Below are 22978 nucleotides of genomic sequence, written 5' to 3'. Positions count from 1 at the left end.
GTCGTGAACTCGCGGCGAAGTGTGCGACCCAGGGAGGAACCATCTTGCCGAGATCCACACAGGGCCGGGTGCGGTCGTTGGCGCTGGTGGGGGCGCTCGTGGCCGGCGTGGGGCTGGCCGGGCCGGCCGGGACCGCCGCCGCGGCGGAAGACTCGGTCGTCAAGCCCGCCGTCGTCGGCGCGACCCCGGCCGTCGCCTGGGGCACCTGCGAAAGCGACGTCCTCGCCGGCGTTCCCGCCGACCAGGTCAAGTTCTACAGCTGCGCCCGCTACCGCGTCCCCATCGACCACGACGACGCTTCGCTGGGCACCATCGACATCGCGCTGCTCAAGCGCGCCGCGCGCACCCCCGACAAGCGCGTCGGGTCGCTGTTCCTCAACCCGGGTGGTCCCGGCGGCCCGGGCCTGACCATGCCGATCGCCGGCCAGGCGATCTTCCGGCCGCAGGTCCTCGACCGGTTCGACCTCATCGGCTTCGACCCGCGCGGGGTCGGCGCGAGCAACCCGCTGCGCTGCTTCACCACCCAGGAAGACGCCGACGAGGTCTTCGCCGCCCAGGTCGGCGTGCCGATCTCGCGCGCCGAAATCTCGGGCACCCTGGCCAGTTACCGCGACTACGGCCGGTTCTGCAAGAACAACGCCGGTTCGCTGCTCGACCACATGTCCACCAAGGACGTCGTCCGCGACCTCGACACGCTGCGGGCCGCCGTCGGCGACCGGAAGCTGAACTACGTGGGCTTCTCCTACGGCACGCTGATCGGCTCGACGTACGCGGCGATGTTCCCGAAGCAGTCGCGGGCGATCGTGATCGACGGCAACGTCGACCCGGCCCTGCGCACCAGCGACGGCGTGCAGTACGACCGGGAACGCGCGCAGGGCTTCGAAATCGCGCTGGACGCCTTCCTCAAGCGCTGTGATCAGGCCGGCCCGAAGTGCGCCTTCAGCGACGGCAACCCGCGGGCGAAGTTCGACGAGCTGCGGGAGTACCTCCGCAAGCAGCCGATCACGCTTCCCGGCTCCGACCCGCTCGACATCAGCGAGTTCACCGGCACCGTGGGCGGCGTCCTCTACAGCCCGGGTGCGTTCGCCGCCCTGGCCGACTGGCTGCAGACGTACTACACCGCGATCCACCCGTCCGCGCAGGCGCAGACACAGTCGCTGCGGCCGCGGCCGCTGACGGCACCCGCCCTCGGGCACCGGGGCCTGGCCGACCTGAGGCCGGACAGCCCGTACACCGGCGACGACTCGTACTTCGCCGTCAACTGCGCCGACAAGCCGTTCCGGATCAGGCAGGAACAGGTGCCGGACATCGCCGCGAAGTGGGAGCGCGAGTCGCGGACCTTCGGCCGGTCGCAGGCGTTCTCGGACACCGCGGCCTGCCCGGTGTGGCCGGCGAAGAAGCCGGACGCCTACCGGGGTCCGTGGCGCGCCAAGACCGACGTCCCGGTGGTCGTGGTCGGCAACTTCTACGACCCGGCCACGCGGTACAAGTTCGCCCAGCGGATGGCGGCCGAGCTCGGCAACTCCCGGCTGCTGTCGGTCGACGCGTTCGGCCACTGCATCCTGGGCGACTCCCTCGGTGTCGACCAGGCCGTGGCCGACTACCTGACCGACCTGAAGGTGCCGGCGAACGGGCAGGTGTTCCAGCCGAACGTCCAGCCCTTCGGAGTGTGAGCCCGGTCCCGCGGCCCTTCCCCGGGCCGCGGGACCGGCTACCCTGGCCGGGTTGATCATCGACGAACACGGGAAGCGAGGTGAGCGGCACATGCCAGCGGACAGTCCCCGGACGGCCGGGCGCGCGCTCACCGGAGGTTTCCGGCGGGGCTAGCTTCCGGCCGCCCCCTGTCCGGCAGTGCGCGCACGCCGGAAAAGAGCCGGATCATGACCATTTTCGACATGCTGCTGCGCGTGGGCGCCGGTGTCGGCCTGGGTGCCGTCATCGGGGTCGAGCGCCAGTTCCGCGCCCGGATGGCCGGGCTGCGCACCAACGCCCTGGTCGCGGTGGGTGCCACCTTGTTCGTGCTGCTGTCCGCCCACGGCTTCGGCGGCCTGGCCTCGAGCGGTGACGCCGACCCGACCCGGGTCGCGGCGCAGATCGTTTCGGGCATCGGGTTCCTCGGCGCCGGAGTGATCCTGCGTGACGGCCTCAACGTCCGCGGCCTCAACACGGCCGCCACGCTCTGGTGCTCCGCGGCGGTGGGCGCGCTGGCCGGAGCCGGGTTGTACGTCGTCGCGGCGGCCGGGACGGCCGTCGTGGTCGGAGTGAACGTGGTGCTGCGGCCGCTGGGCCGCGTCGTCGACCGCCGGCCCGACGCCGGCGACGAGACGCCGACGAGGTACGCGTTCCAGGCCGTCACACGCGATGCGACGGAAGCGCACGTACGTGCGTTGCTCGTGCAGTCGTTGACGCGCACCGACTTCCGGTTGCTGTCGGTGCTGAGCACGGACCGGGACGACCGCACCGTGGAAGTCCGCGCCGAGCTGGTCGGCGACCAGCGCGACGACGCCCAGATGGAGGCGGCGGTCTCGCGGTTGTCGCTGGAGCCGTCGGTGTCGAGCGTGCGCTGGGAAGCCGTGCCCGCATGAGAAAGGGCCTCCCCGCTCAGCCGAGCGGGGAGGCCCTGAACCGCAAAACCCTTACGCCTGCGTCATCTTCCGCAGCACGTACTGCAGGATGCCGCCGTTGCGGTAGTAGTCCGCCTCACCGGGGGTGTCGATGCGGACGACCGCGTCGAACTCGACCTTGGTGCCGTCCGCCTTGGTGGCCGTGACGTGCACCGTGCGCGGGGTCGAGCCCTCGTTCAGCGCCGTGATGCCCGCGATGTCGAACGTCTCCGTGCCGTCCAGGCCGAGCGACGAGGCCGACTCGCCCGCCGGGAACTGCAGCGGGATGACGCCCATGCCGATCAGGTTGGACCGGTGGATGCGCTCGAACGACTCGGTGATCACCGCGCGGACGCCCAGCAGCGACGTGCCCTTGGCCGCCCAGTCGCGCGACGAGCCCGAGCCGTACTCCTTGCCGCCCAGCACGACCAGCGGGGTGCCCGCCGCCGCGTAGTTCTGGGCCGCGTCGTAGATGAACGCCTGCGGGGCGCCTTCCTGCGTGAAGTCGCGGGTGTAGCCGCCCTGCACGTCGTCGAGGAGCTGGTTGCGCAGGCGGATGTTCGCGAACGTGCCGCGGATCATCACCTCGTGGTTGCCGCGCCGCGAGCCGTAGGAGTTGAAGTCCTTCTTCTCCACGCCGTGCTCGGTCAGGTACTGCGCGGCCGGGGTGCCCGGCTTGATCGCGCCGGCGGGGGAGATGTGGTCGGTGGTGACCGAGTCGCCCAGCTTCGCCAGCACGCGCGCGCCGGTGATGTCGGTGACCGGGGCCGGCTCCGGCGTCATGCCCTCGAAGTACGGGGGCTTCCGGACGTAGGTGGACTCGGCGTCCCACTCGAAGGTCTTGCCCTCCGGGGTGGGCAGCGACTTCCAGCGCTCGCCGCCGTCGAAGACGTCCGCGTAGTCCTTGGTGAACATCTCCTGCGTGATCGCGTGGTCGATGGTCTCCTGGATCTCCTTGGCCGTCGGCCAGATGTCCTTGAGGAAGACGTCGTTGCCGTCCGTGTCCTGGCCGAGCGGCTGGTTCGCGAAGTCGAAGTCCATCGTGCCGGCCAGCGCGTAGGCGATGACCAGCGGCGGCGACGCGAGGTAGTTCATCTTCACGTCGGGGTTGATCCGGCCCTCGAAGTTCCGGTTGCCCGAGAGCACCGAGACCGCGGTGAGGTCGTTCTCCTGGATGGCCGCGGAGATCTCGTCCGAGAGCGGGCCGGAGTTGCCGATGCAGGTGGTGCAGCCGTAGCCGACCAGGTGGTAGCCCAGCTTCTCCAGGTACGGCCACAGGTTGGCCTTGGTGTAGTAGTCGGTGACGACCTGCGAGCCCGGCGCCATCGACGTCTTCACCCACGGCTTGACCGCGAGGCCCTTTTCGACGGCGTTGCGGGCGAGCAGCGCGGCGCCGAGCATGACCGACGGGTTCGAGGTGTTGGTGCACGAGGTGATCGAGGCGATCACCACGGCGCCGTGGTCGAGGACGAACTCGCCGCGGTCGGCCGAGCTGACCTTGACCGGCTTGCTCGGGCGGCCGGACGCGCCGTTCGCGGCGGAGCTGGTCACCGGCGCGGCGTCGTCCTCGGCGAACGACAGCGACGGGGCGTCACTGGCCGGGAAGGACTCCTCCGAAGCCTCGTCCATCTTGGTGTGCGGCGTGGGGTCCTCGCCGTCCACGTAGTCGTGGATCGACTTGCGGAACGACGACTTCGCGTCGGACAGCTCGATGCGGTCCTGCGGGCGCTTCGGGCCGGCGATCGACGGGACGACCGTCGAGAGGTCCAGCTCCAGGTACTCGGAGTAGGCGGCCTCGCGCGACGGGTCGTGCCAGAGGCCCTGCTCCTTGGCGTAGGCCTCGACCAGCGCGACCTGCTCGGCCGAGCGGCCGGTCAGCTTGAGGTAGCGGACGGTCTCGTCGTCGATCGGGAAGATCGCCGCGGTGGAGCCGAACTCCGGGCTCATGTTGCCGATGGTGGCGCGGTTGGCCAGCGGCACCTCGGCGACGCTCTCGCCGTAGAACTCGACGAACTTGCCGACCACGCCGTGGCGGCGCAGCATCTCGGTGATGGTGAGCACGACGTCGGTGGCGGTGACGCCGGCCGGGATCTCACCGGTCAGCTTGAAGCCGACGACGCGCGGGATGAGCATCGACACCGGCTGGCCCAGCATGGCCGCCTCGGCCTCGATGCCGCCGACGCCCCAGCCCAGCACGCCCAGGCCGTTGACCATGGTGGTGTGCGAGTCGGTGCCGACGCAGGAGTCGGGGTAGGCCTGCCCGTTGCGCGACATCACCGTGCGGGCGAGGTGCTCGATGTTGACCTGGTGCACGATGCCGGTGCCCGGCGGGACGACCTTGAACTCGTCGAAGGCGCCCTGGCCCCAGCGCAGGAACTGGTAGCGCTCGCGGTTGCGCTCGTACTCGATCTCGACGTTGCGCTCGAAGGCGTCGGCGCGGCCGAAGACGTCGATGATGACCGAGTGGTCGATGACCAGCTCGGCCGGGGCGAGCGGGTTGACCTTGTCGGGGTCGCCGCCGAGGTCGGTGACCGCCTCGCGCATGGTGGCCAGGTCGACCACGCAGGGGACGCCGGTGAAGTCCTGCATGATCACGCGGGCCGGGGTGAACTGGATCTCGATCGACGGGTCGGCGTTCGGGTCCCACGAGCCGAGCGCGCGGATGTGGTCGGCGGTGATGTTCGCGCCGTCCTCGGTGCGCAGCAGGTTCTCGAGCAGGATCTTCAGGCTGTAGGGCAGGCGCTCGGCGCCCTCGACCTTGTTCAGGCGGAACACCTCGTACGAGGCGTCGCCGACCTTCAGCGTGTCTTTGGCGCCGAAGCTGTCCTTGCTGGCGGGTGAGGTCACGTCTAACTCCAGTGGCGGGGACACCGCGCCGGTGCGGCGCCGGTCCCGGGTCAGTTCGGTCGGTTCGGTGGTGGCGAGTCTTGCGCACCCCCACCGTAGGACCGGATTCGGGATGCCACACCTCGCGGTGCTTCAAACAGTACGCGTGTCCTGTTTAACGGACAAGACGACACGCGGTGTGGGCTGCGCCATCTGATTCGTGGGTCCCTCAATGAGGGGAATTGGTGCCTACGTTGTGTAAGTTTCCGCTGATGCTTGTGATAGTGGTGTGACTGCAGTGACACGCGGTGTGCGCTGGTGAGCGGAGGTGGCGGTCTTGTTTGGACGGTGCCGTGGTCCGAGGGTGCCGCACGTCCGCCGGGGACTCAGCGTGAGCGCGCTCACGCTGGTGATCTTGTTCGGGGCCGGCGGCACGGGCCTCGCGGCGCCCCCGCCGCCGCCCAACCCCAGCGACTCCGAGATCCAGGCCGGCAAGGCCGAAGCGAACGCCAAGGCCGGTGAGGTCGGCCGGCTGACCAACCAGCTGGCCCAGGCCGAGCAGAAGCTGACGCAGCTGCAGGACGACGTCGAGCTCAAGCAGGAGCAGGCCAACAAGGCCCTGGTCGACCTGCAGGCCGCGCAGGACGACGCGGCGCGGGCGGAGAACGACGCGAAGGCCGCGCGCACCGAGGCGGACGCCGCTTCGGCGGCGATCGAGCAGGCCCGCGCCGACCTCAGGACGTTCGCCGCGGCGAGCTTCCAGCAGGGCAGCACGGTCGGCTCGCTCTCGGCGTACCTGAGCGCGGACAGCCCCAAGGACATGCTGGCCCGCGCGCAGCTCCTCGACGCCGTCGGCGGCAACCGGCTCAACGCCCTCGACCGGCTCCAGCAGGCGCAGACCGAGAAGTCCAACAAGGACGCCGCCGCCCGCAAGGCCGCCGAGATCGCCCAGCAGAAGCAGGACGCGGCGCGCCGGGCGAAGAGCAGCGCCGACGCGGCGCAGACCACCGCCGAGCAGGCCCAGGACGGTCAGGCCGCGCAAACCGCCCAGCTGGAGAAGAACAAGACCGACGTCGAGCAGCAGCTCTACGCCGCCCAGGCCAAGGTCAGCGGCCTGCAGGGGCAGCGGCAGCGGTACCAGGACTGGCTCGCCCAGAAGCAGCGCGAGGACGAAGAACGCGCTCGGCAGGCCGCGCTCGCCGCGTCCGGGGGCGGCGGCCGTCCGTCGGGCCGCCCGGCGCCGTCGGGCCCGGCCGGCTCGTCGATCGAGGCGGTGATCGCCCGGGCGATGTCGAAGCTCGGCATGCCGTACGCATGGGGCGGCGGCAACGCGAGCGGCCCGACCCGCGGCATCCGCGACGGCGGGGTGGCCGACCGCTACGGCGACTACAACAAGATCGGCTTCGACTGCTCCGGCCTGATGATCTACGCGTTCGCCGGGGTCCGCGCGCTGCCGCACTACAGCGGCTACCAGTACTCGTCGGGCCGCCAGGTACCGCTGTCCCAGATGCGCCGCGGCGACCTGCTGTTCTGGGGCGGCCCGGGCGGCATCCACCACGTGGCGCTCTACCTGGGCGGCGGGCAGATGGTCGAGGCGCCGCAGTCCGGCCTGCGGGTGCGGGTCGCCCCGGTGCGGTACGGCGGGATCATGCCGTACGCGACCCGGCTGATCGGCTAGCCGCCGGCGGCCTTGAGCTTGCGCCAGCCGCCCGCGCGGTTGTTCGCGATGATCTGGCGGAACATCGCCGTCAGAGCGGGGGCGTTGATCCGCTCGCCCTCGCGGAAGGCGACCGTCCGCGCGGTCTTGTTGCCGTGCCCGGCGGTGATGATGCCGTCCGGGTCGGGGACGATGCCGCCGTCGTAGACGAACACGTTGACGTGGTCCTTCGCCGCCAGCAGGGCGCAGATGTTGCCCTCGAGCACGAAGTAGGGCTGCCGGGTGCGCTTGATCGTCTCGACGACCTCGGGGTCGGCCGCGTGCACCAGCTCCCGGACCTCCCGGCAGATCGCCTGCTGCCAGCCGGGCAGGGCGTCGATGTAGGCGTCCACGCGGGGCTCGACGACGTAGGTCATGGGGCGAGTATGCGCGAAAACCCGGTCGACGTGGTCGCCGTCCGGGCTCCAGGATCGCCGGGTGGACGACGAACTGAACGCGCTGCGGCGCACCCGGATGCGCTGGAACACGCCCCTGTCCGAACCGCACGCGGAGCTGCTGCTCGACCGGATGGCCCTGGACGGCGGGCACCTCGTCGACCTCGGTTGCGGCTGGGGTGAGCTGCTGCTGCGGGCGCTCGAGCGGGCACCGAACCTGCGCGGGACCGGCATCGACACCGACGAGGCGGGGCTGGCGCGGGGCCGGGCGGCGGCCGCGGAGCGGGGTCTGGCGGTGGAGTTCACCGCGGCGGACGCCGCGACCTGGGACGCTCCGGCCGACCGGGCGTTCTGCATCGGCGCGGCCCACATCTTCGGTTCGACGAAGGCCGCCCTGGAAGCGCTCGCCCGGGTGGTGCGGCCCTCGGGACGGTTGCTCTACGGCGACGGCTTCTGGGCGGCTCCGCCCGGCCCGGCGGCGCGCGAGATCTTCGGCCCCGACCTGCTGACCCTGCCGGAGCTGCTCGCCGCGGCGGACGGCGCCGGCTGGCGCGTGCTGCACTTCAGCACCGCCGACCAGCTGGAATGGGACGACTTCGAGTCGACGTCCCGGGCCGGCTGGGCCGAGTGGCTGACGGCGCACCCGGACGACCCGCGTGCTCCGGAGGTGCGGGCGTGGCTCGACCGGCGGTTGCGGGAGTACATCCGGGAGTACCGGGGCGTGCTGGGCTTCACCTACCTCGTGCTGGGCCGCTAGGGTGCCCCGGTGCGCTACGCGGGGATCGTGGTGGCCGGTGGAGCGGCCCGCCGGCTGTCCGGTGTGGACAAGCCGGCGCTGACGGTGGGCGGCAAACCGTTGCTGGCCCGCGCGATCCACGCCCTCGACGGCGCCCAGAGGGTGATCGCGGTCGGCCCCCGGCGGCCGGGCTTCGACGTGGTGTGGACCCGCGAGCCGGTGCCGGGCACCGGACCGGTGGCCGCGCTGGCGGCGGGCCTGGTGTTCGTGCCGGACGACGTCGAGGCGGTCGTGTTGCTGGCCGCCGACCTGCCGGGCGTCCGCCGGTCCACAGTGGACAGGCTGGTGTCGTCGATCGGCGACGCCGAAGGAGCGGTCCTGGTGGACGCGGCGGGCAAGCGCCAGTGGCTCCTGGGCGCGTGGCGGCTCGCGGCCCTGCGGGCGGCGGTGCCGGAGCAGGCGGAAAACGCGGCCCTGCGCCGGGTCCTGGGCGGGTTGGTGGTGGCGGAGGTCCCGGCGGAACGGGGCGAAGCGGACGACATCGACACCCCGGAGGACCTCGAGCGGCACGGCGCGGGGTGAGCAGTGCTCTCGGTTGTGAGCGGCGCTCTCGGCTGTTGGCGGTCCGCTGCTCTGGTGTGTGAGCGGTGCTCTCGTTTGTGGGCAGTCCGCTAGTTCGATCTGAGAGCGGTGCTCTCGCTTGTGAGCAGTCCGCTGGTCCGGTTCGAGAGCGGTGCTCTCGGTTGTGAGCAGTCCGCTGGTCCGGTTCGAGAGCGGTGCTCTCGGTTGTGAGGAATCCGCTGCTTCGGCCCGAGAGTGGTGCTCTCGCTTGCGGGCGGTGCGCTGCTCCGGCCCGTGAGCGGTGCTCTCGGATGTGAGCAGGCCGCCGGTTCGACCCGGGAGCGGTGCTCTCGGTTGTGAGCGGCGCTCTCGATCGGGGCGGCGCTCTCGATTGGGGGCGGTGCGCTGCTCTGATGTGTGAGCGGTGCTTTCGCTTGTGAGCAGTCCGGTGCTCCGATTCGAGAGCGGTGCTCTCGTTAGAGAGCACCGCACTCCGGCCGGTCCCTCGCTGAGTGCGTCAGGCGGGCTCGCCGGTGGCCGGGTCGATCACCGCCGCGACCTCGCGGATCCCGGTCACCGGGAAGCCTCCGCAGTCCGCGTGCTCCCGGACCGCGTCCTCGTTCTCGGCCAGGTATACACACGTGATCGCGTTGGCCGTCACGTAGCTGTGCACCCACTGGGCCCGTCCGGCCATCCCGGCCAGGACCTGGTTGGACTTCGCCGAAATCGCCTGCAGCTCGTCCGCCGTCATGCGGCCGGCGCCGGGGATCTCGCGCTCGATCAGGTAGCGGGGCATTTCGTTCTCCTCTCTCAGCGCTCGTCCGGGCAGTAGCCGGAACAGAGCAGGCTCATCCGGGTGATGCGGCCGCCGGCCTCGGTGTCGGCGAACGCCTGCTGCTCGACCACGAACCAGCCGTCGCCCAGGCGCTCCGCCCGCAGCCGCGCCCGCCAGCGCAGGTGCAGTCGGAAGCCGATCCGTGACACGTCCGCGGCGACCAGCTCGAAGGCGAGCGTGTCGCCGAACCAGCGCGTGAACACCGCCTGGATCTCGGCCGCCCCTTGCGCCTCCCGCAGCCCTCGCGGGACCAGCGCGCTCAGCTGGGCGCCGCCGGCGAAGGCGGATGCCAGCCGGGCGAAGTCCTGGGCGGCCAGGCCGTCGAGGAAGGTCCCGGGCGCCGTCTGTGTGGTGGTCATGCCCCCGTTCTACGGGCGACGGCGGCCCGGCGGATCGGGCATCTACCCGATGAGCCCGTTCCGCATCGCGAACAGCGCCGCCTGCGTCCGCGTCGAGACGCCGAGCTTCGCGTAGATGTGCTCCAGGTGCGTCGACACGGTCTTGCGCGAGACGGTCAGCGCCGTCGCGATCTGGGCGTTGGACAGCCCCCGCGCCAGCTGGACCAGGACCTCCGTCTCCCGGGACGTCAGCCCGGACCGGCCGGGCAGCGTCCGGCGCACCCGCCGCCCCGCCGCGGCCAGCACGGCGTCGACCGCCTGGCCGTCGAGACGTCCCGCGCGGGCTTCCCCGGCCAGGACCTCCGCGGCCTCGGCGGGCGGCAGGGCCGCGCGGTGCGGGCGCGGCTCGCCCAGCGCGTGGTAGACGTCGGCCGCCGCGAGGACCCGCGAAGGCATGGCCAGGCCGTCACCGGAGAGGGCGTGGGGGTAGCCCGAGCCGTCGAGGCGTTCGTGGTGCTGGGCCGCGCACCGGGCCACCGAGGCCAGCGCCGGCACCCGGGCCAGCATCCGTTCGGTGAGGTACGGGTGGGTCCGGGCCCGCTCGCGCTGGGACAGTGACCACGGCTTCGGCGCGTTCCACACCGCGCTCGGCACGCCGATCATCCCGATGTCGTGCACCCAGCCGGCCCGGCGCACCACCAGGACGTCGTCCGGGGCCAGGCCCAGCCGGGTGGCCGCGGCCGCCGCGAGCTCCGCGACGCCGCGGGAGTGCCCGAGCCGGTGCGGCGACTTGAGGTCGGCGAAGTCGGCGAACGCCTGCAGGGCCTGGTCGAGCTCGTCGTCGGGGAGCTGCTCGCCGAGCCGCGGGTCGAGCGCGATCACCTCGTCCCAGGCCCGGATGTCCTCGAGGCCGGCCAGCACCACGGCGTGGTGCTCCAGGAAGCAGTCCACGAGCCGCGGGTCGAACTGCGTGCCCCGGCGTTCGCGGGCGACCGCGAGCGCGCCCTCGACGCCGGCGGTGTGGTGGAAGGCCTCGACGTTGTCGGCGAGCTGGACCAGCCGCATCGCCAGGGCGAGCTCGTCGCCGCCGGCCTGCCCCGGCACGCCGCGGCCGTCCCAGCGCTCGAAGGCCTGCAGCAGCGGGCGGCAGACGTCGTCGCCGAGCCGCAGCCGGTCCGCGAGCTCGCTGGCGCCCTGGCAGTGCTCCTGCATCACGCGCTGCACCGACTTCCCGGCCGTGGCCAGGAACCGGCCTACCAGCCCCGCCCGCCGCAGCCGCGAGCCGCCGGCACCCAGGTGGCGCGCGACGAACATCGCCATCGTGACCCCGGCCAGGTCCCCGTCGTGGCTGTCGGCGTAGAGCTGCGTCTCGTCCCCGAACAGCTCGGCCAGCTCGCTCGTGTCCGCCGCGCAGCCGATCCAGGTCAGCAGCGACGTGTAGTAGGCCGCGGCCCGGATCCCGTGCTCGACACCGGCCGCGTCGGCCAGCCGCAGCGTGATCACCGTCTGGCGCAGGACGCGCTCCATGGGGCGGCCCATGCCGAGGTCGGCCACCAGCGACAGGGTGGCGACGAGCTCGGCGAGCCGGACACGGGTCACCCCCGCATCCTCGCTCAGCGCGGCGGCGCTGTCAGGTCGGAGGAGTGCTTCACAGGTGCCACACCGCTGACCGTGTTGGCTGATCGTGGGGCCGGCCGTGGTCGTCCGCGTGCCGGATGAGCCGGACGACCGGGGGCGCAGTACGGTCGCACCGCGTGATCACCGTCGCGGGGGCGGCGCACGAGAATTCGAGGAGGCAGAGTGACCGAGCCCGGCTACGCCGAGGGCGGGAACGGGCAGCAGCCCGCAACGCCGGCGCGGGACGCCCAGTTGCTGGAGCGGACCGTGTTCGAGGTCAAGCGGATCATCGTCGGCCAGGACCGCCTGGTCGAGCGGATGCTGGTCGGCCTGCTGGCCAAGGGCCACCTGCTGCTCGAAGGCGTGCCCGGCGTGGCGAAGACCCTCGCCGTCGAGACGTTCGCGCGGGTCGTCGGGGGCTCGTTCTCCCGCGTCCAGTTCACGCCCGACCTGGTGCCCGCGGACATCCTCGGCACCCGGATCTACCGCCAGGGCGCCGAACGGTTCGACGTCGAGCTCGGCCCGGTCGTGGCGAACTTCGTGCTCGCCGACGAGATCAACCGCGCGCCCGCCAAGGTGCAGTCGGCGATGCTCGAGGTGATGGCCGAGCGGCACGTGTCGATCGGCGGCCAGACGTTCCCGATGCCCGACCCGTTCCTCGTGCTCGCCACGCAGAACCCGATCGAGAACGAGGGTGTCTACCCGCTGCCGGAAGCCCAGCGCGACCGGTTCCTGTTCAAGATCGTCGTCGAGTACCCCTCCGCCGAGGAGGAGCGCGAGATCATCTACCGGATGGGCGTCACCCCGCCCACCCCGCACGAGGTGCTCAGCCCGGGCGAGCTGGTCCGGCTGCAGGGCGTCGCGTCGCAGGTGTTCGTGCACCACGCCCTCGTCGACTACGTGGTGCGGCTGGTGCTGACCACCCGGACGCCGAACGAGCACGGCCTCGCCGACGTCGCCGGCTGGGTCTCCTACGGCGCTTCGCCGCGCGCGAGCCTCGGCATCATCGCCGCCGCCCGCGCGCTCGCCCTGGTCCGCGGCCGCGACTACGTGCTGCCGCAGGACGTCGTCGACGTCGTCCCCGACGTCCTGCGCCACCGGCTCGTGCTGTCCTACGACGCCCTCGCCGACGGCGTGCCCATCGACCACATCATCACGCGCGTGCTGCAGACCGTGCCGCTGCCGCAGGTCTCGGCCCGGCCGCAGGGCGGGGCCGGCCAGGGCGGCCCGGTCCCGGCGGGCGCGCCGGTCAGGTAACCCGGCGATGGCGAAGAACGAGCAGGGCGCGCGCCCGTCCTGGGCGCCGCCGGTCCTGCGCGGCGACCGCCTGGAAGCCGGGCTCCGGACGTTGGAGCTCGACGTCCGCCGCCGGCTCGACGGGCTGCTGCAGGGCAACCACCTCGGCCTGGTGCCGGGGCCGGGATCCGAACCCGGCGAGGCCCGCCCGTACCAGCCCGGCGACGACGTCCGCCGGATGGACTGGGCGGTCACCGCCCGCACCACGACCCCGCACATCCGCGAGACCGTGGCCGACCGCGAACTCGAAACGTGGGTCGTCGCCGACCTTTCGGCGAGCCTGGACTTCGGCACCGCGCTGTGCGAGAAGCGCGACCTGGTGATCTGCGCCGTCGCGGCGGTCGCGCACCTCACCGGAGGCGGCGGCAACCGGATCGGCGCGCTGGTCTCCACCGGCGCCGACACGACCCGCATCCCGGCGCGCGGCGGCTTGGCGCACGCCCGCGGGCTGGTGCGCAAGCTCGCCGAGACCCCGCGCGCGGCCGAGGGCACCCGGGGCGACTTCGCCCAGGCCCTGGAGGCCCTGCGCCGTCCGCCGCGCCGGCGTGGCCTGGCCGTGGTGATCTCCGACTTCCTGGGCGACGAGTCCTGGGAGCGGCCGCTGCGGGCACTGGGCGGGCGCCACGAACTGATCGCGATCGAAGTCCTCGACCCGCGCGACGTCGACCTGCCCGAGGTGGGCACCGTCGTACTGGCCGACCCGGAGACAGGGAAACAGCGCGAAGTGCACGCTTCGGCCTTGCTGCGCAAGGAGTTCGGGGCCGCGGCCCACGCCCACCGCCAGCGCGTGGCGGCCGGCCTGCGGCGCGCGGGTGCGGCGCACCTGACGCTGCGCACGGACGCCGACTGGATCGCCGACATGGTGCGGTTCGTCGTCGCCCGCAAGCGCCGCTGGTCGGGGGGTGTGGCGTGAGCTTGACCGGGTTCGCCGCACCCTGGTGGTTCCTGCTGCTGATCGCGGTCGCCGCGGTCGCCGTCGGGTACGTGCTCGCCCAGCGGGCGCGCCGGAAGCGGACCATGCGGTTCGCGAACCTCGACCTGCTGGAGAAGGTCGCGCCGAAGAGCCAGGGCTGGGTGCGGCACGTGCCGGCGGTGCTGATCGTGCTGTCGCTGCTGCTGCTCACCGTGGCGCTGGCCGGACCGACCGCCGAGCAGAAGGTGCCGCGCAACCGGGCGACCGTGATGCTGGTGATCGACGTTTCGCTGTCGATGGAGGCCACCGACGTCGCCCCGACGCGGCTGCAGGCGGCGCAGGAAGCGGCGACGAGCTTCGCGCGGAACATGACACCGGGCATCAACCTGGGGCTGATCTCCTTCGCGGGCACGGCCACGGTGCTGGTCAACCCGACCACCGACCGCAACGGCGTGATCAAGGCGATCGAGAACCTGAAGCTGGCCCAGTCGACGGCGACCGGTGAGGGCATCTTCGCGGCGCTGCAGTCGGTGGAGAGCTTCTCGAGCGTCGTCGGTGGCGCCGACGGGCCGCCGCCGGCGCGGATCGTGCTGATGTCGGACGGGAAGCAGACGGTCCCGGAGGACCTGTACGCGGCGCGCGGCGGGTACACCGCGGCGCAGGCGGCGAAGCAGGCCGGGGTACCGATCTCGTCGATCTCGTTCGGCACCACCCACGGCTCGGTCACCATCGACGACAAGCAGCAGCCGGTCAGCGTGGACGACGAGTCCCTGCGCGAAATCGCCCGGCTGTCCGGCGGCGACTTCTACAAGGCGGCCAGTGCCGAGGAGCTGAAGAAGGTCTACGCGGACCTCGGGGAGCAGATCGGCTACGAGCTCAAGGACGCCGACGCGAGCAAGCCGTGGGTGGTGGTGGGGACGTTGATCCTCATGCTGGGCGCGGCGGCCAGCCTGTTCTTCGGGCAGAGACTGCCGTGACTCAGGCTCGGCGGACGCCGTAGAGGCTTCCGCCGAGCAGGGTCACCCCGGAGAGCACGCCGCTGATGAACGGCACCCACGCGGCGGCGCTGCCGAGCAGGGCGAGCCCGACGACGCCGAGCGCGGTCAGGACGACGCCGACCACCAGGATCGAGCGGGTCTTCCACGCCGAGGCCAGCGCGACGAAGTGCAGCCCGACGACGGTCGCGATCCAGGCGACGTTGGCCTGCACGGGCGCTTCCAGCAGGCGCAGCACGAAGAACCCGGCGAAGAGCAGCACGACCTCGCCGAGCACGATGAACCGGTAGCTCGGCCCGAACATCGGCCGGCCTTCGAGCGTCGGCCGCCCGCCCGCGCGCACGCCCAGGACCACCACCGCCGCCAAGGCGAGCACGGCGAGGGCGCGCAGCACCCAGCCGAGCGCGGAGGGGAGTGGGTCACCGGCGTTGACCAGGACGAAGACGGTACCGAACGCGGCGCCGATGAGCGCCCCCAGAAACTGCTGTCGCATCCGGCGAACCTACCGGAAGCCGATCAAGCGCCCGCGAAGCCGTTCTGGCGCCAGGCTTCGTAGACCGTGATGGCCGCGGTGTTGGCCACGTTGAGCGACCGGTTCGACGGCCGCATCGGCAACCGCACGCGGTCGGTCACCTCGGGCGCGTCCAGGACCGCCGCGGGCAGGCCGGCCGACTCCGGCCCGAACATCAGGACGTCGCCCGGTGCGTAGGAAACGTCGGTGTACAGCCGGGTCGCCGACGCGGTGAACGCGTAGACCTCGGCCGGCAGCAACACTTCCCAGGCCGCCGCCAGCGAGGCGTGCACGTGGACCCGCGCGAGGTCGTGGTAGTCGAGGCCGGCGCGGCGCAACTGCTTGTCCTCCAACGTGAAGCCGAGCGGCTCGACCAGGTGCAGTTCGCAGCCGGTGTTGGCGGCCAGGCGGATCGCGTTGCCGGTGTTGGGCGGGATTTCCGGCTGGTAGAAGAGAACGCGGAACACCGGCTCAGTCCCCGAGCAGGGCCGCGTAGACCTTGCGGACCGCGTCCGGCGGCGCTTGCGGGCGCAGCGTGGCCGGGTCGATGAAGACGTACCGGAGGGCCGCCTCCGCCACCAGGGTTTCGCCGCGGTGGATCGCGAAGTCGAAGAGCAGCGACGTCGTGCCGAGGTGGTTCAGGTACTGCGAGACGACCAGGTCGTCGTCGTAGCGGGCCGGCGCGCGGAACTTGACGTTCGCCTCGGCGACCACGACGTCGGCGCCGTGGGCCAGGAACTCGTCGTGCGAGCCGAAGAGCGCCTTCTCCGCCTCGAACGAGCACATGTCCACATAGGCCAGGTAGTGGGCGTTGAAGACGATGCCCTGCCCGTCGCACTCGTGGTAGCGCACGCGCAGCGGCATCTCGGCGATCGGGCGGCGAGGTGCGGTCACCGGCCCAATCTAGTTCAGCCGTGCAGGGCCCGGTAAGCGGCCGCCGCGCCCGGTTGCAGGGGCACCGGCTGGGTCCCGATCAGCGTTCGCACGTCGAGGAACTGCGTTCCCACGGCCTCGGCGGGCACCAGCGCCGTCGCCCGCTCGACCAGCAGCCGGACCACGGCCGCGGCGACGTCGTCCGGCAGCGAAGGCGCGCACACCAGGAGGTTGGCCACGCCGATCGTGCTCAGCGCGCCGACCCCGCGGTACGCGCCGTCGGGGACCTGGACCTGGTCGTAGACCGGGCCGTAGGCCGCGCGCAGGGCGGGCACCACCGAATCCAGGGGGAGCAGCGCGATCGGGGTGGTGCGGGTGAGCTCGGCCAGTTTCGGCGTCGGGACACCGCCGGACCACAGCATCGCGTCGACGCGGCGGCCGGCCAGCGCGCGGACGGCGTCGTCGAACAGCAGGTGCCGGGCGTCGACCGCGACCCCCGCCTTGGCGAACACGCGCTCGCCGAGCTGCGCCGCCCCGGAGCCGCTCGCGCCCAGGGACACCGGCCGCCCGGCGAGGTCGGCGAGCTCGCGCACCGGGCCGTCCGCCCGCACGACGAGCTGCAGGTAGTTCTCGTAGACGCGGCCGAGGGCGAGCAGCGGTACCGTCCCGGCGAACGGCGGGCCGCCGGACAGGGCGGTCTGGGCGACGTCGGCGAGCACCAGCCCCAAGTCGGCCTGCCCCCGCTGCACCAGGCCGACGTTGGCGACGCTCGCCTCGGTCGGCACGGCGGTGGCGTGCAGCAGCGGTTCCGCGCGGTTCAGTTCGGCCGACAGCAGCTCGGCGAAGGCGAGGTAGAACCCGCCGCGCTCGCCGGCCGCGATGGTGAGCGGGCGTTCCGGGCCGCGGTAACCAGCCGTCGAGCACCCGGCCAGGGCGAGGCCGAGGCCGCCGAGCAGGGCCGTGCGGCGGGTGAGCGTCATCCCGGCACCTCCCGCAGCGGCAGCGTGACGCGGACCTCGAGGCCGTGCGGGTGCGCCGGCCGCAGTTCGAGGACGCCGCCGCGGGTGCGCACCTGCTGGTGCGCGATGGCCAGGCCGAGGCCGGTGCCGCGCGGCGCCCCCTCGCCGCCCGCGCGCCAGAACCGTTCGGTCGCCCGCGCTCTGTCCTCTTCGGACAGTCCTGGTCCGTCGTCGGTGACGACGAGGGTCGCGGTTTCCCCGCCGCTCTCCCAATCGGCCGTGATCTTCGCGCCGCGGCCGGCGTAGTGGACGGCGTTGTCGAGCAGGACGTCGAGGATCTGCGCGAGCTCGCCTTCCGGGCAGCGCACGGTCACCGGCTCGTCGTGTCCCGGCGGGGGAACGAGCGTCGCGCCGGCGTCCTCGGCCGCCGGGCGCCAGGCGTCGACGCGTTCGGCGAGCACGGACGCGAGGTCGCAGGCCTCGTCGGCGCCGCCGGCGGCGACGCGGGTCGCCGTGCTCTCGGCCAGGGCGAGGGCGAGCAGGCCGTCGAGGAGCTTCTCCAGGCGTTCGACCTCGGCGACGGTCGCCCGGTAGGTCCGGTCGTCGCCGTCGATGCGCCCGGCCAGCGAGTCGACGCGCAGCCGAAGGGCCGCCATCGGGTTCCGCAGCTGGTGCGAGGCGTCGGCGACGAGCCGGTGCTGCTGCTCGGCGGCTTCGAGCACGGCCTCGGACATCCGGTTGACCTCGGCGGCCAGGGACCGCAGTTCGCGCGGCCCGGTGCGTTCCGGGACGTGCGCGCGGTGCCCGCCGGCCACCGCCAGCACCCCGGTTTCGAGCTCGTGCAGCGGCCGCACCATCCACCGGGCCAGCACCACGGCGAGCAGCACGAACACCATCGCGACCAGCACCGCGCCGGCGCCGATGGTGCCCCACCGGGTGGCGACGTCCGCGGCGGACGCCGTCACCGACGCGCGCAGCACGACCACCCCGGACACGCGCGTGCCGGTGCCGACCGGGCGGGCGAAGTAGGCCGGTTCGGCCGACCACGGGTCGAGCCGGTCCACCCGCGGCGCCGGTTCGTTGCGCATGGTGGCTTCCACGAGCCCGCGCACCGCCGGGTCGCCCGCGGTCAGGCCGCCCGCCTGGACCAGGGGGAGACGCCGGGCGTCGACGATGACGACGCCTTCGCCGTACAGCTGGGCGTAGCGCTCGGCGTCGGCCGCGAGGGCCGCGGGATCGTGGGTGTCGACGGCCTGCTGGGCGAGCACGACGAACCGGTCGACGTCGGCGGTGCGCGAGATGACCAGCTGCTGGGTGCGCTGCTCGGCGGTCGCCGTCAGCAGCGGCACGGCGAACGCGGCGACCACCGCGAGGGCGAAGGCGACCAGGACCACCAGGAGCCGGGTGCGCACGGGGTCAGTCCCGGCCGAGCCGGTAGCCGAAGCCGCGGATGGTGGTGAGCAGGCCCGGCCGGTCGAGCTTGGCGCGCAGCCCGGTGAGGTGGACGTCGAGCGAGCGGGACACCGCGAGGTAGGCGTCGCCCCAGACCTCGTCCATCAGCTGCTGGCGGCTGACCGCGGTGCCGGGGCGCGCGGTGAGCACGGCCAGGATCTCGAACTCCTTGGTGGTGAGCCCGATGTCGTGCCCGGCGACCAGCACCCGCCGGGCGCCGAGGTCGATCTCGACGTCTTCGACGCGCACGACGTCACCGGCCGGGGTGGCCCGGGCGACCGCCCGCCGCACGACGGCGTCCATCCGGGCCAGCAGCTCGGCCAGCCGCACCGGCTTGGTGAGGTAGTCGTCGGCGCCGAGCCGCAGCCCGCGCACGACCGAGCGTTCGTCGCCGCGGGCGGTCAGCACGATCACCGGGACCGGCGAGACGGCCCGGATCTTGCGGAGGACGTCGAGGCCGTCGAGGTCCGGCAGGCCCAGGTCCAGCAGGACGAGGTCGGCGCCGCGGTGGTGGTGCAGCGCGTCGGCCCCGCGGGCGACGCTGGTGACGGGATGACCGCGCGCGTGCAGCGACTCGGCGAGCGCGCCGGCGACACCCGCGTCGTCTTCGACGAGGAGCACGCGCACGGCCATCTCCTTGTCAGCGTCGTTCCAGCTCCGAGGTCTTCGAGGTTTCCCGCATTGTGCCGTAGACGATCAGCGAGACCAGGACGGTGCCCGCGACGTACCAGAAGAAGACCTGCTCGTGCCCGGCACTCTTGAGGGCCAGCGCGATGAACTCCGCGGTCCCGCTGAAGATCGCGACGGTCAGCGCGTAGGGCAGGCCGACGCCGATCGCGCGGATCTTCGTCGGGAACAGCTCGGCCTTCACGATCGCGTTGATCGAGGTGTAGCCGGCCACCACGACGAGCCCGGCCAGGACCAGGAAGAACGCGCCGACCGGGTTCCGGGTCGAGCCCATCACCGTCATGATCGGCACGGTGAGCAGCGTGCCGCCGATGCCGAAGAACAGCAGCAGCGGGCGCCGGCCGATCCGGTCGGACAGCCGCCCGAACACCGGCTGCAGGATCGCGGCGACCAGGATCGCCAGGAACAGGACCACGGTGACCGACCGCCGCGGGATGTGCGCGGTGTTCTCCATGAACTTCTGGCTGTAGGTGGCGAAGGTGTAGAAGCTGACGGTGCCGCCGAGGGTCAGCCCGACGACGAGCGCGATCTCCTTGGGGTACTTCGCCAGCTCGCGCAGCGTGCCGCGGCTGCCCTTGGTCTCCCCGGCTTCGCGCTGGTAGCTCTCCGATTCGTCCATCCCGCGGCGCAGCCACATGACGCTGAGCGCGGCGACCGTGCCGACGGCGAACGCGATCCGCCAGCCCCACGCCGTCAGCTGCTGCTCGGTGAGGAGGGCCTGGAGGATCAGCTGGAGGCCGAGGGCGAGCAGCTGGCCGCCGTAGAGCGTCACGTACTGGAAGCTCGAGTAGAAGCCGCGCTTGCCGGGAGTGGCCACTTCGGACAGGTAGGTCGCCGAGGTGGAGTACTCGCCGCCGACCGAGAGGCCCTGGACCAGCCGGGCGAGCACGAGCAGGATCGGCGCGGCGATCCCGATGGTCTGGTACCCGGGCGTGACGGCGATGAGCAGCGAGCCCCCGGCCATCATGGTGACCGAGAGCACCAGCGCACCCCGGCGCCCGAACCGGTCGGCGATCCGCCCGAGCAGCCACCCGCCGAGCGGCCGCATGAGGAACCCGACGGCGAACACCGCGGCGGACCCGAGGAAGGCGGCGGTGGTGTCGGTGGTGGGGAAGAAGGATTTGGCGAAGTAGGTGGTGAACGCCGCGTAGGCGTACCAGTCGTACCACTCGACCAAGTTGCCGATCGAGCCGCGCAGCACGTTGCCGATCACACGCTTTTCGTTCACGGTCCCCGTGGTCGCGGGGCTGATCCGGGTTGTCATCGTCGACCTCCTGTGTTGCGACTCACGGTGACCAAGGGGTGAGGGCGCAGCAAGGCCGGAGGGCAGTTCCTAACGTGGGCTTAGGACGGTGAGGTCCGCTGGGCAGTCAGGCCGGCGGGCCATTCGTAGGACAGCTCGAAGCGGCCGGCCGCGAACACGATGTCGTTCATCTCCAGCGGCGCGCCGTCGATGGCATACGCGACGCGGGTGACGGTGACGACCGGCACCCCGCCGGCGAGCCGGAGCCGCGTTGCCTCGGCGGGGGTCGGCATCCGCGCACCGACGTGCTCGGCGAACGAGCCGATCGTCCGCCCGGCCTCTTCGAGCCGCGCGTACGTGCCGCCCGGTCCGGTGTCGACGTCCTCGATGGCGGTGCCGCGGGTCAGCTCGCGCGGGAGGCGGGAGACAGCCAGCTGGACCGGCTGCCCGTCGGCGGACATGACCCGGTCGCGGACGGTGACCTCGGCACCTTCGCCGAGGTCGAGGTGGCGGGCCACGCGCGCGTCGGCCGGCTCGAAGCGGATCTCGACGTTCGCCGACGGCGCGAAACCACCGGCTGCCGCGTCGGCGAGGAAGGCGCCGCGATCGCCCTCGCGCGCCTCGCGGGACAGCCGCGGCGATCGGGCGATCCGCTGGACGCCGGCCGGCGGATGCGGCAAGGCGGAAACTTCGCTCGTCCGATCGACCATGCGGCAAATCCTCCCACTCGCCTCGGCGAGGTGCAGGGGTGAGCGACGACCGGCTGTGTCGCGACTCACGGTGACCAACCAGCGGGTAACCACCAAGGTCGGAAGGCAGTTCCCGGCACCCGCTCGACACGGTCGCGGACACCGCCAACGCGGGTGCGCGACCCGCGAGCACTGCCGATAACCTCGTGCGCGTCAGCCGCGCAGACGAAGAGTGGAGAGCACAGTGGGACGGTCGGTTCTGGTCACCGGGGGCAACCGGGGCATCGGTCTGGCGATCGCCCGGGACCTCGCCGAGCAGGGGCACCGGGTCGCCGTCACGCACCGTGGTTCGGGGGCGCCCGAGGGGCTCTTCGGGGTTCAGGCGGACGTCACCGACTCCGAGCAGGTCGACGCCGCCTTCAAGCTCGTCGAAGAGCACCAGGGGCCGGTCGAGGTGCTCGTCTCCAACGCCGGGCTGACCGATGACACGCTGCTGATGCGGATGAGCGACGAGCAGTTCGAGCGCGTCGTGAACGCGAACCTCACCGGGGCCTTCCGGGTCGCCAAGCGGGCCTCGCGGGGCATGTTGCGCGGCAAGTGGGGCCGGTTCGTCTTCATCTCCTCCGTCGTCGGCCTCTCCGGCTCGGCCGGGCAGGCCAACTACGCCGCGTCGAAGTCCGGGCTGGTCGGCTTCGCGCGGTCGCTCGCCCGGGAGCTCGGCTCGCGCAACATCACCTCGAACGTCGTCGCGCCCGGGTTCGTGCACACCGACATGACCGACGAGCTGCCCGAGGCGCGCAAGAAGGAAATCCTCGCGCAGGTGCCCTCCGGCCGGTACGCCGAGCCGTCGGAGATCGCCGCCGCCGTGCGGTACCTGGCCTCCGAAGAAGCCGGCTACGTCAACGGGGCCGTGCTGCCCGTCGACGGCGGCCTCGGCCTCGGCCACTGACCGAAAACCGACCCGAACAAGACTTGGAGGACCCGTGCCCGGACTGCTCGAAGGCAAGCGCCTGCTGATCACCGGCATCATCACCGACGCCTCGCTCGCCTTCCACGCGGCCAAGATCGCGCAGCAGGAGGGCGCGATGGTGGTGCTGACCGGCTTCGGCCGCATGTCGCTCGTCGAGCGCATCGCCAAGCGGCTGCCCGAAGAGGCGCCCGTGATCGAGCTGGACGTCACCAACCAGGAGCACCTCGACGGCCTCGCCGACAAGGTGCGCGAACACGTCGACGGCCTCGACGGCGTGCTGCACTCGATCGGCTTCGCCCCGCAGACCTGCCTCGGCGCGCCGTTCATGGACGCCCCGGCCGAGGACGTCAAGACCGCGATCGAGATCTCGACGTACTCGTACATGTCGCTGGCGAAGGCGTGCCTGCCGCTGCTCGGCCGGGGTGCGTCGTACGTCGGCATGGACTTCGACGCGCGCGTCGCGTGGCCCGTCTACAACTGGATGGGCGTCGCGAAGGCCGGGCTCGAGTCGGTCAACCGGTACCTGGCCAAGGAACTGGGCCCGCAGGGCATCCGGGTCAACCTGGTCAGCGCCGGCCCGATGAAGACGATGGCCGCCAAGTCCATCCCGGGCTTCGTCGACCTGGAGGACGGCTGGGGCGAGCGGGCGCCGCTCGGCTGGGACAGCACGGATCCGGACCCGGTGGCGAAGAGCGTCTGCGCGGTGCTCTCGGACTGGCTCCCGGCCACCACCGGCTCGATGATCATGGTCGACGGCGGGGTCCACTTCCTCGGCGTCTGACC

Annotated in this window: 23 protein-coding genes; 10 read left to right on the top strand and 13 right to left on the bottom strand. The window is 72.3% G+C overall.

What is annotated here, in order from left to right; genetic code table 11:
• Nucleotides 1–68 precede the first annotated feature (68 nt).
• Together ACWDN5_RS07735 and ACWDN5_RS07730 are read left to right on the top strand one after the other, a co-directional pair.
• Entirely contained in the window at nucleotides 69–1673 is a 1605-nt protein-coding gene (locus ACWDN5_RS07735) for an alpha/beta hydrolase (protein ID WP_449675407.1), read from the top strand.
• A 207-nt stretch (nucleotides 1674–1880) separates the two neighbouring features.
• Nucleotides 1881–2585 (top strand): MgtC/SapB family protein, encoded by a 705-nt coding sequence (locus tag ACWDN5_RS07730; RefSeq protein WP_449675305.1) that lies wholly within the window; start codon nucleotides 1881–1883, stop codon nucleotides 2583–2585.
• A 51-nt stretch (nucleotides 2586–2636) separates the two neighbouring features.
• Here ACWDN5_RS07730 and ACWDN5_RS07725 read toward each other — a convergent pair whose 3' ends face one another.
• On the bottom strand, nucleotides 2637–5450 hold the full coding sequence (locus ACWDN5_RS07725) for an aconitate hydratase (protein ID WP_449675303.1): 2814 nt from the start codon (nucleotides 5448–5450) through the stop codon (nucleotides 2637–2639).
• A 343-nt stretch (nucleotides 5451–5793) separates the two neighbouring features.
• Here ACWDN5_RS07725 and ACWDN5_RS07720 point away from each other — a divergent pair, with 343 nt between their 5' ends.
• Nucleotides 5794–7107: an NlpC/P60 family protein gene (locus ACWDN5_RS07720; RefSeq protein WP_449675301.1), complete on the top strand. Its 1314-nt coding sequence runs from the start codon at nucleotides 5794–5796 to the stop codon at nucleotides 7105–7107.
• Here ACWDN5_RS07720 and ACWDN5_RS07715 read toward each other — a convergent pair.
• Nucleotides 7104–7502, bottom strand: a complete 399-nt coding sequence (locus ACWDN5_RS07715; RefSeq protein WP_310972995.1) for a DUF1801 domain-containing protein — start codon at nucleotides 7500–7502, stop codon at nucleotides 7104–7106. The two genes, ACWDN5_RS07720 and ACWDN5_RS07715, sit on opposite strands and share 4 nt — an antisense overlap.
• A gap of 61 nt (nucleotides 7503–7563) precedes the next feature.
• On the opposite strand from ACWDN5_RS07715, the gene ACWDN5_RS07710 reads away from it, so the two are divergent.
• Both ACWDN5_RS07710 and mobA read left to right on the top strand, forming a co-directional pair.
• Nucleotides 7564–8277, top strand: a complete 714-nt coding sequence (locus ACWDN5_RS07710; RefSeq protein WP_449675299.1) for an SAM-dependent methyltransferase — start codon at nucleotides 7564–7566, stop codon at nucleotides 8275–8277.
• A 9-nt stretch (nucleotides 8278–8286) separates the two neighbouring features.
• Nucleotides 8287–8838 carry a molybdenum cofactor guanylyltransferase gene (mobA, locus tag ACWDN5_RS07705; RefSeq protein ID WP_449675297.1) on the top strand — a complete coding sequence of 184 codons (552 nt, stop codon included), beginning with the start codon at nucleotides 8287–8289 and terminating at the stop codon, nucleotides 8836–8838.
• A gap of 496 nt (nucleotides 8839–9334) precedes the next feature.
• Here the strand turns inward: mobA and ACWDN5_RS07700 are convergent, their stop codons facing one another.
• Genes ACWDN5_RS07700 through ACWDN5_RS07690 form a run of 3 tightly spaced genes read right to left on the bottom strand, consistent with a single transcriptional unit; the run spans nucleotide 9335 to nucleotide 11589 of the window.
• Nucleotides 9335–9613 (bottom strand): DUF4242 domain-containing protein, encoded by a 279-nt coding sequence (locus ACWDN5_RS07700; RefSeq protein ID WP_449675295.1) that lies wholly within the window; start codon nucleotides 9611–9613, stop codon nucleotides 9335–9337.
• A 14-nt stretch (nucleotides 9614–9627) separates the two neighbouring features.
• The gene (locus tag ACWDN5_RS07695; RefSeq protein ID WP_449675293.1) at nucleotides 9628–10011 is read right to left on the bottom strand and encodes a hypothetical protein; all 384 of its coding nucleotides are present in this window, start codon (nucleotides 10009–10011) and stop codon (nucleotides 9628–9630) included.
• Between the two features lie 42 nt (nucleotides 10012–10053).
• Nucleotides 10054–11589 (bottom strand): HD domain-containing phosphohydrolase, encoded by a 1536-nt coding sequence (locus ACWDN5_RS07690; RefSeq protein WP_449675291.1) that lies wholly within the window; start codon nucleotides 11587–11589, stop codon nucleotides 10054–10056.
• Between the two features lie 201 nt (nucleotides 11590–11790).
• Between ACWDN5_RS07690 and ACWDN5_RS07685 the strand changes: the two genes are divergently transcribed.
• The 3 genes from ACWDN5_RS07685 to ACWDN5_RS07675 are packed head-to-tail and all read left to right on the top strand — an operon-like array spanning nucleotide 11791 to nucleotide 14793.
• Nucleotides 11791–12864, top strand: a complete 1074-nt coding sequence (locus ACWDN5_RS07685) for an AAA family ATPase (protein WP_043784031.1) — start codon at nucleotides 11791–11793, stop codon at nucleotides 12862–12864.
• 7 nt (nucleotides 12865–12871) lie between these two features.
• A complete protein-coding gene (locus tag ACWDN5_RS07680) occupies nucleotides 12872–13816 on the top strand; it encodes a DUF58 domain-containing protein (RefSeq protein WP_310972988.1) in 945 nt (314 codons plus the stop codon).
• On the top strand, nucleotides 13813–14793 hold the full coding sequence (locus tag ACWDN5_RS07675) for a VWA domain-containing protein (protein WP_310972987.1): 981 nt from the start codon (nucleotides 13813–13815) through the stop codon (nucleotides 14791–14793). Before ACWDN5_RS07680 ends, ACWDN5_RS07675 begins: the two co-directional genes overlap by 4 nt.
• A gap of 1 nt (nucleotide 14794) precedes the next feature.
• Here ACWDN5_RS07675 and ACWDN5_RS07670 read toward each other — a convergent pair whose 3' ends face one another.
• The 8 genes from ACWDN5_RS07670 to ACWDN5_RS07635 all read right to left on the bottom strand — a co-directional run bounded on the left by ACWDN5_RS07670 (nucleotide 14795) and on the right by ACWDN5_RS07635 (nucleotide 21246).
• Entirely contained in the window at nucleotides 14795–15304 is a 510-nt protein-coding gene (locus tag ACWDN5_RS07670) for a hypothetical protein (protein ID WP_449675288.1), read from the bottom strand.
• A gap of 23 nt (nucleotides 15305–15327) precedes the next feature.
• Complete coding sequence (locus tag ACWDN5_RS07665; protein ID WP_310972985.1) at nucleotides 15328–15789, bottom strand: tRNA (cytidine(34)-2'-O)-methyltransferase; 462 nt, start codon at nucleotides 15787–15789, stop codon at nucleotides 15328–15330.
• A 4-nt stretch (nucleotides 15790–15793) separates the two neighbouring features.
• Nucleotides 15794–16216 (bottom strand): acyl-CoA thioesterase, encoded by a 423-nt coding sequence (locus tag ACWDN5_RS07660; protein WP_310972984.1) that lies wholly within the window; start codon nucleotides 16214–16216, stop codon nucleotides 15794–15796.
• 14 nt (nucleotides 16217–16230) lie between these two features.
• Nucleotides 16231–17175, bottom strand: a complete 945-nt coding sequence (locus tag ACWDN5_RS07655) for a TAXI family TRAP transporter solute-binding subunit (protein ID WP_310972983.1) — start codon at nucleotides 17173–17175, stop codon at nucleotides 16231–16233.
• Nucleotides 17172–18566 (bottom strand): ATP-binding protein, encoded by a 1395-nt coding sequence (locus ACWDN5_RS07650; protein WP_449675285.1) that lies wholly within the window; start codon nucleotides 18564–18566, stop codon nucleotides 17172–17174. The genes ACWDN5_RS07655 and ACWDN5_RS07650 overlap by 4 nt, the downstream gene beginning before the upstream one ends.
• Before the next feature lie 4 nt (nucleotides 18567–18570).
• Nucleotides 18571–19239 (bottom strand): response regulator transcription factor, encoded by a 669-nt coding sequence (locus tag ACWDN5_RS07645; protein WP_449675283.1) that lies wholly within the window; start codon nucleotides 19237–19239, stop codon nucleotides 18571–18573.
• Between the two features lie 7 nt (nucleotides 19240–19246).
• Nucleotides 19247–20557 (bottom strand): MFS transporter, encoded by a 1311-nt coding sequence (locus tag ACWDN5_RS07640; RefSeq protein ID WP_449675281.1) that lies wholly within the window; start codon nucleotides 20555–20557, stop codon nucleotides 19247–19249.
• Between the two features lie 80 nt (nucleotides 20558–20637).
• Nucleotides 20638–21246: a GntR family transcriptional regulator gene (locus ACWDN5_RS07635; protein WP_449675279.1), complete on the bottom strand. Its 609-nt coding sequence runs from the start codon at nucleotides 21244–21246 to the stop codon at nucleotides 20638–20640.
• Nucleotides 21247–21469: 223 nt separating this feature from the next.
• Here ACWDN5_RS07635 and ACWDN5_RS07630 point away from each other — a divergent pair, with 223 nt between their 5' ends.
• Nucleotides 21470–22174, top strand: a complete 705-nt coding sequence (locus ACWDN5_RS07630; protein ID WP_310972979.1) for a beta-ketoacyl-ACP reductase — start codon at nucleotides 21470–21472, stop codon at nucleotides 22172–22174.
• Nucleotides 22175–22208: 34 nt separating this feature from the next.
• Entirely contained in the window at nucleotides 22209–22976 is a 768-nt protein-coding gene (fabI, locus tag ACWDN5_RS07625) for an enoyl-ACP reductase FabI (RefSeq protein WP_449675277.1), read from the top strand.
• Nucleotides 22977–22978: the final 2 nt, after the last annotated feature.

This window comes from Amycolatopsis sp. NPDC003731, assembly GCF_053586895.1.
This window is presented reverse-complemented; position numbering and strand designations above follow the sequence as displayed.

What these genes read in the sequence shown, in the direction of transcription:
- ACWDN5_RS07670 (WP_449675288.1), bottom strand. Translation starts at nt 15,304, where the DNA reads ATGCGACAGCAGTTTCTGGGGGCGCTCATCGGCGCCGCGTTCGGTACC.
- ACWDN5_RS07645 (WP_449675283.1), bottom strand. Translation starts at nt 19,239, where the DNA reads ATGGCCGTGCGCGTGCTCCTCGTCGAAGACGACGCGGGTGTCGCCGGC.
- ACWDN5_RS07700 (WP_449675295.1), bottom strand. Translation starts at nt 9,613, where the DNA reads ATGCCCCGCTACCTGATCGAGCGCGAGATCCCCGGCGCCGGCCGCATG.
- ACWDN5_RS07715 (WP_310972995.1), bottom strand. Translation starts at nt 7,502, where the DNA reads ATGACCTACGTCGTCGAGCCCCGCGTGGACGCCTACATCGACGCCCTG.
- ACWDN5_RS07695 (WP_449675293.1), bottom strand. Translation starts at nt 10,011, where the DNA reads ATGACCACCACACAGACGGCGCCCGGGACCTTCCTCGACGGCCTGGCC.
- ACWDN5_RS07730 (WP_449675305.1), top strand. Translation starts at nt 1,881, where the DNA reads ATGACCATTTTCGACATGCTGCTGCGCGTGGGCGCCGGTGTCGGCCTG.
- ACWDN5_RS07680 (WP_310972988.1), top strand. Translation starts at nt 12,872, where the DNA reads ATGGCGAAGAACGAGCAGGGCGCGCGCCCGTCCTGGGCGCCGCCGGTC.
- ACWDN5_RS07635 (WP_449675279.1), bottom strand. Translation starts at nt 21,246, where the DNA reads ATGGTCGATCGGACGAGCGAAGTTTCCGCCTTGCCGCATCCGCCGGCC.
- ACWDN5_RS07640 (WP_449675281.1), bottom strand. Translation starts at nt 20,557, where the DNA reads ATGACAACCCGGATCAGCCCCGCGACCACGGGGACCGTGAACGAAAAG.
- ACWDN5_RS07655 (WP_310972983.1), bottom strand. Translation starts at nt 17,175, where the DNA reads ATGACGCTCACCCGCCGCACGGCCCTGCTCGGCGGCCTCGGCCTCGCC.